This window comes from Scytonema sp. UIC 10036 (assembly GCF_009725235.1).
Window position 1 is genome coordinate 1 of sequence record NZ_WJFC01000288.1, and the last position, 13,159, is coordinate 13,159.

A 13,159-nucleotide genomic window follows, 5' to 3' on the forward strand; every position below is an offset into this window, starting at 1 on the left:
AAAAATCCAAAATCCAAAATCCAAAATCCAAAATCCAAAATCCTCAAATGCCCCCCCATTGCATTGAAATCTAAAGAAACTCTAAGCTTAACTAGAAGTTTACACAGATCGCATAATCTGTCTAAAGAAAATCGTTAAATTACGGATATACAATCGTGTTGGCTTTTATTTCAGACTCAGGATGGATGCATTGGATATTGCAACCCCATTTAGCATTGCATATTCCGGATGGCTTTTTGAATTTACCTGTTATCCTTGTTACTTGGGTCATTGCGATCGCATTGATTGCTGTCTCGCTGTCCAAATCGCAAGCAGAATACCAAGAACGAGCTGTACCCCTCATGGGCGTATGTGCGGCTTTTATCTTTGCTGCTCAAATGATTAATTTCCCCATCCCTGGAGGGACATCCGGGCATCTTTTGGGCGGAACTTTAGCGGGAGCTTTATTAGGTCCTTGGGCTGGTTCCTTGGTAATGGTAGCCGTCTTTATTGTCCAAAGCGTCTTCTTCCAAGATGGCGGTTTGACAGTGTTGGGAGCCAACATCCTGAATATGGGCTTAATTGGGACATTTGCTGGTTATTACTTATACAAAGCCATCCGAGTCGCCATAGGTCGCAATAAACTGTCAGGGATGGTGGTTGGTGCGGCGGTTGCAGCTTGGACAAGCGTGGTTGTAGCAGCACTTGTATGTGCAGTACAACTGGCTGTCTCTGGAACAGTTCCGTTATCAGTAGCATTAACGGCAATGACAACTTGGCACGTACTCATTGGTATAGGTGAAGCCGCAATCACCATCATCGCACTTTCGTTCATTTGGCGAACTCGATCGGATATGTTTTACGATCCCCCACGCAAATCTGTTGTCTCTCGACCTTTGTCTCCACACCAATAACGATTAAAGAGTAATTTGAGAAATTTTATGAGCCACAATACGATACGCGATCGCAACCGTGCTTTTGTCATAGCAGGTTTGGGTGTTGCCCTACTGATTGCAATTTTCCTGTCTCCTTTTGCTAGCCAAGATCCCGACGGTTTGGATCGAGTCTCCCAGGATCTCAAATTTGAAGATAAAGCAGTTGAAGATGCACCAGCTAAAAAGCTTCCTTTCCACTCTTTTTTTGATGAATACGCTCTTAGAGGTGTCCCCGAAGGCATAGCGACCCCCATAGCTGGGTTAGTGGGAACTCTAGCAACTTTTGGTTTGGCTTGGGGAATTGGCAAACTTGTTGTGCGTGGTTCAAGTTCATCTCACCCCGAGTATGATGATTCTAACGAAGTATGAAGTATAAAGTGTGAAGGATGAAGAAAGTAAAAATCGTCAGATGCTTCTGCATATTGGGGCAATAGCTCTCGATCTCGATAGTAAAAAAGTCACACCCTGGCACAAACTTGCTCCCCGTACTCGCATCCTATGTGTGTTGATGCTTGTTTTTGCCACCGTCATCACCCCAAATGGACATTGGTGGACTTGGTCAATTTATGCCTTGGCTGTAGTAAGCGTCATATTACTCAGTCAAGTTACCCTCAGCGTTCTATTGAAACGGTTAGCTGTTGAGTTCGGGTTTATTGGCGTCGTACTTCTAGGAACTTTATTCCGAAGAGGTGGTAGGGTACTTTGGGCTTGGGGTCCTCTACAAATCACTACCCTGGGGCTGATTATTTTGGGTAGTGTAACTTTCAAGACATTACTGTCACTGTTGATGTTGAATTTGCTGACTTTAACAACTTCAGTACCAGAACTTCTCAATGCCCTGATTGAACTACGAACCCCACCACTGTTAGTAGCAATTTTGGCATCAATGTATCGCTACATAAACGTTTTGATTAACGAGTTTAACACCATGAGGCGAGCCGCAGCATCTCGCAACTTAATGAACAGCAACCGTACTATCAGGTTAGTCGTTGGCAACACAATTGGCGCTCTATTTATTCGCACTTACGAGCGAGGTAACCGCATTCATCAAGCAATGCTGTCACGAGGTTATCAAGGAGTTCCACCCATAGAACAACTACCCCAAGGCGGACGACGTGATGCGATCGCTCTCACAATAACGCTCATTGTGTCTCTTTTGGGACAAGTTATTTATTTGGTTAGTGGTTAGTGGTTAGTGGTTAGTGGTTAGTGGTTAGTAGTTAGTAGTTAGTAGTTAGTAGTTAGTAGTTAGTAGTTAGTAGTTAGTGGCTACCAACCAACAACTAACAACCAACAACTAACCACTAACCACTAACAACCAACAACCAACAACCAACAACTAACCACTAACAACCAACAACCAACACTTCAACAATGCATCATAATCCAGTCACTATTAAACATCTAAGCTATACATACCCTGATGGGACTCAAGCCCTGAAGGGAATTAATCTGTTTATCAAACCAGGAGAACGAGTTGCATTAATTGGGGCGAATGGTTCGGGAAAGTCTACCTTGCAGTATCACCTTAATGGCATTATTTTGCCTCAAGAAGGAGAGGTGATGATTGGTGAGTGGGTTGTCAAACCTGACAACTTGCGAGAAATTCGGAATTTTGTGGGACTGGTTTTTCAAAATCCAGATAACCAGTTATTTATGCCAACTGTATGGGAAGATGTTGCTTTTGGTCCAATGAATTTAGGCTTGCGAGATAAGGAACTCAAAGAGCAAGTTCTTCAAGCAATGGCTGCAGTTGATATCGATCCTGAATGGTACGGACAACGCAATACTGATAATTTATCTGGGGGTGAAAAAAAACGTGTTGCGATCGCAGGCGTTTTAGCTATGAACCCGCAGGTTTTGGTGTTTGATGAACCTTCTGCTCAATTAGATCCGCGATCGCGCCGTCAGTTAATTGATTTACTACAAACTCTACCTCTGACTCAACTGATTGCCACTCATGATTTAGATTTAGCTTTAGAGCTTTGTTCGCGCACTATTGTATTAAGTAGGGGACAAATTGTGTTTGATGGTCAGACTGAGAAGGTGATGAACGATTCGGAATTTTTGCAGGAGCATGCTTTAGAACCACCTCTCAGTTACAGTCGTCCTTATTGTCTCATTGAACACGCACCTACTTATCCATCTAGAGCGTCGTTACAGTATTTGTGATTTCTGTACCACTGCCTTAGCCAGGAATTTTTTTTCTGCATAGTGCGAAATCCCGTACACCTTTTATCGGTCAACACGCTTTTATCTTATATTGTCAGTTTCGTTGCCTGTTTGTTACATTAATTTACAAATAGACATAAAACTTAAATAAAAAATGCGGTGATAACTATGATGACTGTATTGATTGCACTGTTTGTTGTAGGTTGGGCAGCAGCAGCCTTAATTGGTACTCAAGCTTATTTCTTAGGCGAACAAAGAAAGCCAATCCACGAACGTAACTGGCGTTCCGAGTCTTTTGAAAAGCTAGCTAAGTCCATCACAGGTCAAGATATTAATTACAGCGATCGCACTCCGGCTTACACCATGGATGCTTATGCGAGCAACAATCTGCCTCAATAGGTTGTTGAATTGGGTTTTTTTGAAAAAATACGGTTTGTTTTTAGAGAATTTCACAGCCCTCAGCTTTGTGCTGGGGGTTTTGTTTACTCTTTCTTTCGCCAAATGTATTGTGTAGGTTGGGTTGAGGAACGAAACCGAATGGCGCGAAGAAAAGGCATGACCTTGTTGCGGGGTGCAGAAGGAGGAATATTGAACTTCAATTTTATTTGCTGCGAAAGCCAAAGCCCAATCGAGTTTGAAACCAAATAGCACGAAGCGAGAAATTGGACTTTGGACAAAAAAGAGAGTTCGCTTATAAGGGAACACCAAAAAATAAATTATCCCAAATCCAAAATAAACGTGTAGTAGGGGCGCAAGGCCTTGCGCCCCTACGATGGGATGATTTTTTCATTGGAAGTCCCTAATTTGACACTGTTGGCGAAATATTGCTTAACATCTCGTTCAGGTGGGGTTGGAATCCCCATCTGTTAGCGAAGCTCCTCTGAAAGAGGCACGAAACATAAAAGCCTTCTGCCTCTTGCCTTCTGACTTGTAAGTAGGGTAAAGGGGAAAGGAACAAAGCTACTTACATACATGGCGGGGAAATTTTTTCATCGGGACTGCCTTCTTCAACATGCAAGGATTTTAGGCCATATGTCACCCTCTCAGAACCCACTCCCCTTGGCATTGGTACCGCCACGGTAGATAACCGTTTGTACTGAGATTTATGTCCCCCCAGTGTAATCCTTGCTTAGTCGCCAATAATGATGGAAAGGTGGTTCTCCCCAGGTGCGGTTGGTGACCACTCCCGTGCCGTTGGCCAATACATTGCCATTAGTACCCAGGGCATATTCAGGGAATGACTTTGGTCGGATAGCATAAGTGTTGGGATCACTGCTGACTGGAACCAATACCCAAGACTGCAACTCACTTTGGCTGCGCCGTTGCAAAGTTGGTAACGCAGCAACCCCAGGCTTGTTTGGCGCTTGGAGATACAACTGCTCCTTGTGGGTTAGATCTTTCTCCCAGGTCTGGATGCGGTAAGTTCCATCGGTCTCCTTGATCAGAACCCACAGGTGTCCTTGGAACCCTGCTGTAGTATTAGGAGGATCAAGGTTCCAGATATGGACATAATCGTTGACATCGGGATTGTAACCTAGAGCTTGCAAATAAGTACCCGTCACGTGGTGAACTAACATGTAGGTACCGGAAACATCATCTGGGCGTGGCATTGGAATTTCCTCATCAAGTGGTACTGTAATTTTGACGGTCTTGCCGCCAACGACTTCTCCATCGGCAACGACATCGAGGGAGCCGTTGAAGACCTGATCCTCGTAGGTGGCTGGTACGGTGCCAATCCAGGAAACATCAAAGCTAATTTCATGGTCTTGGTCCCTACTGAGGGGACCAAGACCGCCGACTGGTGCGATCTCTTGCACAAAAGGTGCCGTGGCACCGCTGGCTACCAGACTGACGTTCCCGATCGCGGTGATCTGTGCTGCCAATTCAGCAGCGATCGTCTCCACAATCGTATTTGCACTGACACCTTGGACAAGTTTGCCACCTGTAGCTTTGGCGATCCTTGTCCCTTGTCCCTGGGTACCGCCCGGATCGCCACAGAATGGCTGATACCCAGTAGCTTTCGTTTTCGGATCGTCGTCCAGTCCCGCCGGAGCGCCGTCGCTTCTCAAGCTGAGGGCCAGCACCTTGATCTTCTCTGCGACTAGCTTAGCGGTAACCGATGCCTCGGTGATGTCGTAGGATAGGTTGGAGATTTGTTTGCATACTGCGTCGTGACCAGCAGCGTCACCAAACCAGACGACGATCCGCTTGGAATCTGCACGCCAACCGATCTGACCACCAGGTGGTTCGGCAACCCGATCGAGGGCGTAGAATTGAGCCTCTGGAACGTCCTTACCGGAAGTAACCGTCCAGCCAGCTACTTTTTCTTTGATCGTGGCGGTGTTGGCACTCAGGCTATGCTGGTGCGCGAAGGCGTAGGGATGTTCGCCAGTAACCGGAGCCGGAAAGTCTTTGTATTCACCAACCCCAAACTGGACATCGGCCCCTAGCCCCCCGATTTGGGTTAGGATATCCGAGATCCCATTTTTCACGGCGTCGATCGCCGTCCTCATGCTACTAGTCGTATCTGCGAGAAAATAAACATCCACTTTAGGGACTACCCCAGATTTCGGGATAGTGACTTTCACCACTTCGGCGAACGTTTGATCTATGGATAAGGTCAGATCGTTTGTCACAGGTGAAACCTGAATCGGAATACTCATCAACTTGAACAACTCCTTTGCTCAAAAAGTTTCGCCTTCAAAAGGCACAATTCCCAAAGGTGTGATCTGATTAGACTCCTTGCTTTTATTCGGTAACTCTTAACCCTGTTTTGTCACTCTCGAAAAACAATAATCAACAGCCAAATTCACCAGACTTTGATTTCATCAAAATTTGAGGCTTTATTGTTTAACAGAAACTCAGATTTATAGATAAAAAGCCCAAACCAAAGCCCTGCAATCCTTAAAAGTGACAAAAGCGTCTGAGGAAAGCGATGCAAGGGAGCGCAGTGCCCAAAGGGCAATTGCATTCCCAATGAATCTAAAGAAATATTAGATATTCAGAAATTAGTTATTTTACGGTTACAGTTGATAACAATAAGTCAAAACATAACTTCTCGTAAAGTAAACGACAATACATTTCTTGCTGAAAAACAGTTGATAAGCAGTCAAAATACTATACATAGCATTATTTAAGCTGCTTAATAGATAGCAAGAATAATTACAAACTTCTATAAGTGTTTAGGGGCGCGAGTATCAATGGATGCTGTTGGCGAAATATTTCGTTACATTTCAACTTGTCGGTGGAAGGATAATATTGCCGTTTGCAGGCTTATACTTCCAATTTTTCTCGGCAATGTTAAGCTTTTAATGCCTACAATGCTTGTTCTGCCTAAATTACTGTTTCCCATAATGTATAAAATACATCGCTATTTTGACGAAAAGGTGTTAGTATTTTAGCGAACTTATGGTACGATTTTTGGGTTTCGGCAAAGTTATCTACTAGATTTAATGCTTTCTCGTTTTGTGGAAAAAGGACTGCTAAAATCTCCAAAACAACAACGTACTGACTCTACTCACATTTTATCTGCCATACGTACTTTGAGTCGCTTAGAAAATATAGGTGAAACTCTACGTTATGCTATAAAGTTTGACTTGAACAAATTCGCCAACAAAGTCATAATATTCGCGAACTCTATTTTTTGTCCAAAGTCCAAGAGAAAGTAAAAGATTAGGACTTACGCATTGACAGAAACCGTCAGATATGACCAAGCATTTTTAGCACTTCAACGTTTGATTTTTTAACAAATAAGAACCAACATCAACCACCGTAGGGGCGCAAGGCCGCCGCGCCCCTACAAGTCTGAAACGACCATTATCCGTTGATGCTTGCGATCGCCAATTTGTATAGTGCGTAAGTCCTAATAGGTTTGCCCGTTCAAGACACGATTCCTATCGTGATTGTAACTCTTCAGGACAGGGAAAGTTTCTATCGCACATCTGCTGCTAATGCTCTGGCACAACTTGGTTCAAAAGCCAAGGTTGCTATATCAGCCCTAATCGACGCTTTAAAGGAAGAAGATGAAGAGGTTCGTAGCTTTGCAGCTCATGCTCTACAGAAAATAGGACTCGATGCTAAAGTTGCTATACCAACCCTTATTTCAGCTTTGAAAGACCAAGATGAGAATGTTCGAGCGAGTGTTGCTTATGCTCTAGACTTTATAGCTCAAAGTTTGCAACAGCATTTATGCACCATTAATATACCAGATTTGCAAGCGGCATTAGTAGCTCTTGAAGGAGCAGAAAGTCAGGAAACAATCTTGACCTTTGAGCAAAATATTCAATCTTTACGTCAGGCGATCGCTACACTCAAAACTTTGCAATAGGTGTTTCTATAATAAATACTATGGAAATATCTAGAGAGAAATTTATTCAACACATCAAACATTGGAGGAACAACAAATGGTAGTCTCTGTTGAATACATCCCGATGACTCCAATTGAATATCCAGATGAGGACGGCAAGCCTATGGCTGAAAGCGACCAAACACGTGAATATTTATTATACTCAGTCAAAGTACTGGGAACTTATTTCCAAAACCGTCCCGATGTTTATGTTTCTGGGAATTTATTTATTTACTACGAACAAGGAATTCCGGAATCAGTTGTCTCACCCGATGTCTTTGTCATTTTTGGTGTCGAAAATCGTCAACGCCGCAGTTACAAAACTTGGGAGGAAAATGAGAAAACGCCGGATTTTGTGCTAGAAATTACCTCAAAAAGCACTCGCAGCAAAGACCAAGGTGCCAAAAAAGGAATTTACGCCTTTTTAGGAGTACGGGAATATTATCAATATGACCCCACAGGAGATTATCTCAACCCTCCACTGCAAGGTTTACGGCTAGTGGATGGCAATTATCTCCCAGTTGTCACCACTGCCTTAGCAGATGGTACGGTATCGTTACCAAGCGAAGTCTTAGGTTTAGAGTTGCGACTCAAAGAAGGCAAAATGCGCTTTTACGATCCAGCAACCAGTCAAACACTTTTAAGTTTTGAAGAACAAGCCTCTGCACAACAAGCTGCTGAACAAGCACAACAAGCTGCTGAACAAGCACAACAAGCTGCTGAACAAGCACAACAAGCTGCTGAAGAGAAAGCACGGCGTTTAGCTGCCAAGCTGAAAGAATTAAATATTGACCCCGACAATATCTAATTATCGCCCAAGCATCTTATCCCTTGCCTTACCAAGCGAGGGATTTTTATTTTGCACAGTGCGGAAGCCCGTACCTTACTTATCGGTCAACGCGTCAGTAGCTTATGTTGTCAGTTTTATTACTTGCTTGTTAAATTTATTTACAAATAAACAGAAAAATTAAATGAAAACGTGGTGATAAATATGATAGTTGTACTAATTGCACTATTTATTGTCGGTTGGGTATCTACTGCTTTAATTGGTACTCAAGCTTAGTTCCTTGGCGAACAAAAGCCCATCCAGGAGCGTAACTGGCGTTCCGAGTCTTTTGAAAAGCTAGCTAAGTCACTTCCCAGGTCAAGACATTAACTACAGCGATCGCACTCCGGCTTACAGCCTGAATGCTTTTGCAAGCAACAATCTTCCTCAATAGTTGTTGAATTGGGTTTTACAGAGCAATACCTTTGCCAAAGATGATGTGGGCATTGCCCACCCTACTTAGATGATGGTGGGCATTGCCTTTCATTCTCAAGAGAAGCTTGGGAACGAGAAAGTACCGAGGTTATGACAAAGGACGGTAAACGCGGTAGTTGATACTGGGGAAAATATTATCCATCAACTCAACTTTTTCCAACCAACCACTGTCGATTTTGCCAATTTTAACGTCTTCATAAAGCTTGTTAAAACGCATGAGGTGCGATCGCGTCCGTCTGACTGCATAGGGTACCATTGTCCCTGTCCGCATAATAAACGCCCAATCTGAGGATTGCGCCAATAGCAATTCTCGTGCAGCTTGATTTAACGCTCTCCATTCCAACTCATCTGCGGGTTCGAGAGATGATATTTCAATCATCCGTTCTGCTGCTTTATGCAAATGAGGGTAAATCCAAGTATTAGTCTCGTTCAACCAATACTCGTGGAATCCTTTGTAACCCCAACTGGACTGAGAGGGACGGCAAACTTGCTGGGTTGGATGAGCCTTTAAGTAATCCGCTAAGTGAGTCATGGCATAAGTCTGTTGGTCAAACCACGACTTACGGAAGAGGTAATCAATAAACCAGGGTCCTTCATACCACCAATGCCCGAATAGTTCCGCATCGTAGGGAGAAACAATGACTGGAGGGCGCTGCATTATACCATGAAGATGCTCTGCTTGTCGCTCCCGGTTGTACATAAAGTTAGCAGCGTGTTCTGCGGCTTTTTCCCTTGCCCAATAAGGATCGTAGAGAGCTTTATCACCCAGCCCCAAACCGCGACCAGTAATTTTGTGATATTTGATGCCCGTGTTTTTACGTTGACCGTTGGGCATAATAAAAGGCTTGATATACTCGTATTCTGCTTCCCAACCTAAGTCTTTGTAAAACTCGCGATATTCTGGTGCTCCGGGATAACCCACCTCAGAAGACCAAACTTGTTGAGAAGATTCATGGTCTCGACCAAAAGCAGCAACACCAGTTTCTGTAAAAATTGGGGCATAGGTCCCAAATCGAGGGCGAGGACGAGCATAAAGAATGCCATGTCCATCTGTAAGGAAGTAGCGCAACCCTGAATCGGCTAACATCCGCTCCAAACCTTCATAATAGGCGCACTCTGGTAACCAAATACCTTTGGGAGGACGTCCAAAATTTTCCTCGTAATGTTCGCAAGCTACCTTAATTTGCGCCCACACCGCTTGCGGGTACATTTTCATGAGTGGTAGGTAACCGTGAGTTGCACCACAGGTAATAATTTCTACGTTATTTGTATCCTGGAACTGCTTAAAAGCTGTTACCAAGTCCCCCTTATTACGTTCCCAAAGTTCTCGCGTTGCTTTAAACTCACTAGCATAATGCTCGGCTAAGTAACGAATATGACCGTTATGTGCATTATGTTCGATTTCTAATTCTATGAGTTCTTCTAGCTTCGCTAAGTGGTCATCGTACCGTTCTTGTAGTAGAGGATCGCGCAGCATTGACACAAGAGGTGGTGTCATGCTCATCGTGATTTTAAAGTCAACCCCATCTCGCTTTAAGCCTTCAAATACTCTCAGCAAGGGTACATAAGTTTCTGTAATGGCTTCATAGAGCCATTCTTCTTCCAATACATAGTCACTTTCTGGGTGACGAACAAAGGGCAGATGTGCATGAAGTACGAGCGCAACGTAGCCGATAGCCATAATAAGTAGTTCCGGGGTGGTACGTGTAGATTGAAGGTTGGCGATTTGGAAGATTTAAGAATATTTTAAGACTTTCTGGGGATCGTATCAGTTTTTCGCCTAACTCTTCAAAATGGCAGTGACCAGTGACCAGTGACCAGTGACCAGTGACCAGTGACCAGTTAATTCCTATACTTTAAATATATTTATATGATTAAGCAAAAAAGCGGTGAACTTGAGCGCTAAAACCGGGCAATAGTGGGGAGGTAATTTCGTCATTTGGTAGCAAAGTTGCCATCAGTCTCAGTTGAGCAGCATCTCTACGATATATCTCTATCTGCTGCAACCGCCAATCCGCAATCCAATATTCCTGAACTCCTTTTAATGAGTACAGCTTTAATTTAGCTTCTCGATCTCTACGCTCGTTCGTAGCTCCTGGTGAAAGAACTTCTACAATCAATTCTGGTGCTCCAGTCAAATGCCCCTCTTCATCCAGTAATTGAGACAAGCGCTCATTGGAGATCCAAACCACGTCGGGAATAACGTTATCAGCATCTGTAAAAATTATGCCGGGAGTTTGGCGAGTTTCGCCCAATCCACTGGTTCGAGACCAAATTTGTAACTCCAGGTAAATGTTACCTGCCGCTCCTTGATGCTGCCAGTGCGGTGCTCTAGTCACAAATAATTCTCCATCAATAATTTCATAGCGCTTCCACTCATCAACTGCTAGTAATTCTAAATCAGATGTTGTCCAACGTATTTTATCGGTGATTATTTGGCTCATAGCTACTCCACTTTCCCACGTGTAGTTTGGGCTAGCTGAAAAATCATATTTTTACACAAGTTCATCTGGGTCAATTCCTACAGATCGCAATCGTTCTGCTAACCTTTCAGCTTTTTGCCGTTCCTGCTCTAGTTGTTGGTTTGTTTGTTGTAGTTGTTGGTTTGCTTCCTCTTCTGGTAGAAGTACTAGCTGTCCGTCTGGCGTGAAAAAGCGCAATTTTCGCTCAACTACTCCCAAATACAGCCCTAACTGCTGACTCCACAACCAACCTTCTGGAGTCGCTATCAATTCGTGATACTGCCCATCTACTATGTGAAATCCTTTAAATTCCAGACTCACTGGGTCAAACCAGAAGTAATCAGGTGTCCGAAATGTGTTTTGATATATTTGCTTTTTTAATCCTCTATCGACAGACGCAGTAGAATCTGATAACAACTCAATGATGATGTTAGGATATTTACCGTCTTCTTGCCACACCACCCAACTTTTGCGGTCTTTCTTTTCTGTATCTAAAACTACTAAAAAATCCGGTCCTCTAAAATCTTCCGACTTTTTTTGATTGGGACTGAAACAAACAGTTAGGTTGCCTGTGGCATAAAAATCCTGACGTTCTCGCCAATGCCACTTTATCAGGCGGACAAGCAATTCAATTTGTTCGCGGTGCAGATCGCTTTCCAAGGGGGGTTCGTCGCTATAAAGGTCACCAGGTGGAAAAATTATCCCTTGAGTATCGTCCTTTACAACAGCGGTGGTGGCAAGCGGCTGAGACATACAAGACTTTGCTTTTATTATAATATGTTACCCTATTAAATCGAATATGTTACCGTTTTAAAGCTGCTTGCTGCTGGCGCTATTCGCATTGCCCAACCTACGTATTTGGGTAATCGAATGGCAGTTCGGGAGTCAATACTGCTCACACAAGAATTTTTGTAGGTTGATCTGAACGTGGGGAAACCCAACAAATGTCTGTAATGTTGGGTTTCGTTCCTCAACCCAACCTACTTGTTTTCGCATTTTTAGGCTTAACCGATAAGTATTGGTTCGGGAGTTTATTTGGAAGTCCCTTATTCCTCTTCCCGATACAACTCTTGTAACTCTTGCAACTGCGTCTTGCGAGAGATACGGCGATATTTTTTACTTTCGAGCTTTGGTTCGTACTTAGTCTGCCCCTTTCCTTTGGTTTTTACCTTGACAGTTGATTCAGGATCTGATTGTTGGTTGAGTTGAGTTTGACGCAGGATAGCTTCTTCTAGAAAATCTAAGTAGTGCTGGTATCTTTCCCAATCTCCACGAACAGCACACTCCGGTTCTTCTCTATGCAAGCAATCACTAAAACGGCAACTTTCTACTGCTAGTCTCTGCCTTGCTTCTGGGAATAAACTTGCTAATTCTTCAGGAGGAACATCAAGATCGGGTTGATTAAAACCAGGAGTGTCCGCAAGCAAACCACCACCGGGTAATTCAAATAATTCTACATGACGGGTGGTATGGCGACCTCTTGCCAATTTGCCGGAAATTTCTCCTACTCGTAGATTGGCATTAGGAATTAATGCGTTGATCAAGCTGGACTTTCCAACGCCTGATGGTCCGGCTATAACGGTAATTTTTTCTTTAAGGCTAGTCGCTATTTGGTTAATATTTATACTTTTACTTACACTGACAAAGAGTGGTTCGTAGCCCCAACTGGCTAAGCGATCGCTAATTTCACTTTGCTGTTCGGGGGAAATCAAATCGCTCTTATTCAAACACAAAACCACGTCTAATCCTGTGGACTCAGCTTTTAACAGAAATCGGCTCAGTTGGTAAGGCTCTAAAGGCGGATCTGCCACGGCAAAGACTAACAAAATTCGCTCCACATTAGCGATCGCCGGACGGTCTAATTCACTTCTACGGGATAAAACTTCTGATATTGCACCTCTACCACCCGCCCAGTCTGGTTCTTCAACTACCACGCGATCGCCCACTATAACCTGCTGCCCGATTTTCTTCAAACGGGTTCTGCGGGTGCAGAGGAGGAGGGGGA

Annotated in this window: 12 protein-coding genes and 1 pseudogene; 8 read left to right on the forward strand and 5 right to left on the reverse strand. The window is 43.7% G+C overall.

Going from position 1 to position 13,159, the window contains the following annotated elements; translation table 11 throughout:
* Positions 1 to 155 precede the first annotated feature (155 nt).
* The 5 genes from F7734_RS56965 to F7734_RS56985 all read left to right on the forward strand — a co-directional run bounded on the left by F7734_RS56965 (position 156) and on the right by F7734_RS56985 (position 3,485).
* A complete protein-coding gene (locus F7734_RS56965; protein ID WP_347566461.1) occupies positions 156 to 893 on the forward strand; it encodes an energy-coupling factor ABC transporter permease in 738 nt (245 codons plus the stop codon).
* A gap of 27 nt (positions 894 to 920) precedes the next feature.
* A complete protein-coding gene (locus F7734_RS56970; RefSeq protein ID WP_155752994.1) occupies positions 921 to 1,283 on the forward strand; it encodes a PDGLE domain-containing protein in 363 nt (120 codons plus the stop codon).
* A gap of 10 nt (positions 1,284 to 1,293) precedes the next feature.
* On the forward strand, positions 1,294 to 2,103 hold the full coding sequence (gene cbiQ, locus F7734_RS56975; protein ID WP_347566462.1) for a cobalt ECF transporter T component CbiQ: 810 nt from the start codon (positions 1,294 to 1,296) through the stop codon (positions 2,101 to 2,103).
* A gap of 185 nt (positions 2,104 to 2,288) precedes the next feature.
* On the forward strand, positions 2,289 to 3,086 hold the full coding sequence (locus tag F7734_RS56980) for an ATP-binding cassette domain-containing protein (RefSeq protein ID WP_155752995.1): 798 nt from the start codon (positions 2,289 to 2,291) through the stop codon (positions 3,084 to 3,086).
* Between the two features lie 171 nt (positions 3,087 to 3,257).
* Positions 3,258 to 3,485, forward strand: a complete 228-nt coding sequence (locus tag F7734_RS56985) for a hypothetical protein (RefSeq protein ID WP_207714456.1) — start codon at positions 3,258 to 3,260, stop codon at positions 3,483 to 3,485.
* A gap of 704 nt (positions 3,486 to 4,189) precedes the next feature.
* Here F7734_RS56985 and F7734_RS56990 read toward each other — a convergent pair.
* Positions 4,190 to 5,749, reverse strand: a complete 1,560-nt coding sequence (locus tag F7734_RS56990) for a hypothetical protein (protein WP_155752997.1) — start codon at positions 5,747 to 5,749, stop codon at positions 4,190 to 4,192.
* A gap of 1,208 nt (positions 5,750 to 6,957) precedes the next feature.
* Between F7734_RS56990 and F7734_RS56995 the strand changes: the two genes are divergently transcribed.
* The 3 genes and pseudogenes from F7734_RS56995 to F7734_RS64870 all read left to right on the forward strand — a co-directional run bounded on the left by F7734_RS56995 (position 6,958) and on the right by F7734_RS64870 (position 8,651).
* Positions 6,958 to 7,413, forward strand: a complete 456-nt coding sequence (locus F7734_RS56995; protein WP_155752998.1) for a HEAT repeat domain-containing protein — start codon at positions 6,958 to 6,960, stop codon at positions 7,411 to 7,413.
* A 76-nt stretch (positions 7,414 to 7,489) separates the two neighbouring features.
* On the forward strand, positions 7,490 to 8,239 hold the full coding sequence (locus F7734_RS57000; protein ID WP_155752999.1) for a Uma2 family endonuclease: 750 nt from the start codon (positions 7,490 to 7,492) through the stop codon (positions 8,237 to 8,239).
* A 183-nt stretch (positions 8,240 to 8,422) separates the two neighbouring features.
* Positions 8,423 to 8,651: pseudogene (locus tag F7734_RS64870) on the forward strand (hypothetical protein).
* 129 nt (positions 8,652 to 8,780) lie between these two features.
* Here the strand turns inward: F7734_RS64870 and F7734_RS57010 are convergent.
* The 4 genes from F7734_RS57010 to rsgA all read right to left on the reverse strand — a co-directional run.
* A complete protein-coding gene (locus F7734_RS57010) occupies positions 8,781 to 10,373 on the reverse strand; it encodes a glycoside hydrolase family 57 protein (protein WP_155753000.1) in 1,593 nt (530 codons plus the stop codon).
* A 193-nt stretch (positions 10,374 to 10,566) separates the two neighbouring features.
* Positions 10,567 to 11,136 (reverse strand): Uma2 family endonuclease, encoded by a 570-nt coding sequence (locus F7734_RS57015; protein ID WP_155753001.1) that lies wholly within the window; start codon positions 11,134 to 11,136, stop codon positions 10,567 to 10,569.
* 51 nt (positions 11,137 to 11,187) lie between these two features.
* Positions 11,188 to 11,907, reverse strand: coding sequence for a Uma2 family endonuclease (locus F7734_RS57020; RefSeq protein WP_155753002.1), 720 nt, complete (start codon positions 11,905 to 11,907; stop codon positions 11,188 to 11,190).
* A 293-nt stretch (positions 11,908 to 12,200) separates the two neighbouring features.
* Positions 12,201 to 13,159 (reverse strand): small ribosomal subunit biogenesis GTPase RsgA (rsgA, locus tag F7734_RS57025; protein WP_155753003.1); only part of this gene is annotated, 959 nt, incomplete at its 5' end.

What these genes read in the sequence shown, in the direction of transcription:
- F7734_RS56990 (WP_155752997.1), bottom strand. Translation starts at nt 5,749, where the DNA reads ATGAGTATTCCGATTCAGGTTTCACCTGTGACAAACGATCTGACCTTA.
- F7734_RS57015 (WP_155753001.1), bottom strand. Translation starts at nt 11,136, where the DNA reads ATGAGCCAAATAATCACCGATAAAATACGTTGGACAACATCTGATTTA.
- F7734_RS57010 (WP_155753000.1), bottom strand. Translation starts at nt 10,373, where the DNA reads ATGGCTATCGGCTACGTTGCGCTCGTACTTCATGCACATCTGCCCTTT.
- F7734_RS56980 (WP_155752995.1), top strand. Translation starts at nt 2,289, where the DNA reads ATGCATCATAATCCAGTCACTATTAAACATCTAAGCTATACATACCCT.
- F7734_RS56985 (WP_207714456.1), top strand. Translation starts at nt 3,258, where the DNA reads ATGACTGTATTGATTGCACTGTTTGTTGTAGGTTGGGCAGCAGCAGCC.
- F7734_RS57000 (WP_155752999.1), top strand. Translation starts at nt 7,490, where the DNA reads ATGGTAGTCTCTGTTGAATACATCCCGATGACTCCAATTGAATATCCA.
- F7734_RS57020 (WP_155753002.1), bottom strand. Translation starts at nt 11,907, where the DNA reads ATGTCTCAGCCGCTTGCCACCACCGCTGTTGTAAAGGACGATACTCAA.
- F7734_RS56970 (WP_155752994.1), top strand. Translation starts at nt 921, where the DNA reads ATGAGCCACAATACGATACGCGATCGCAACCGTGCTTTTGTCATAGCA.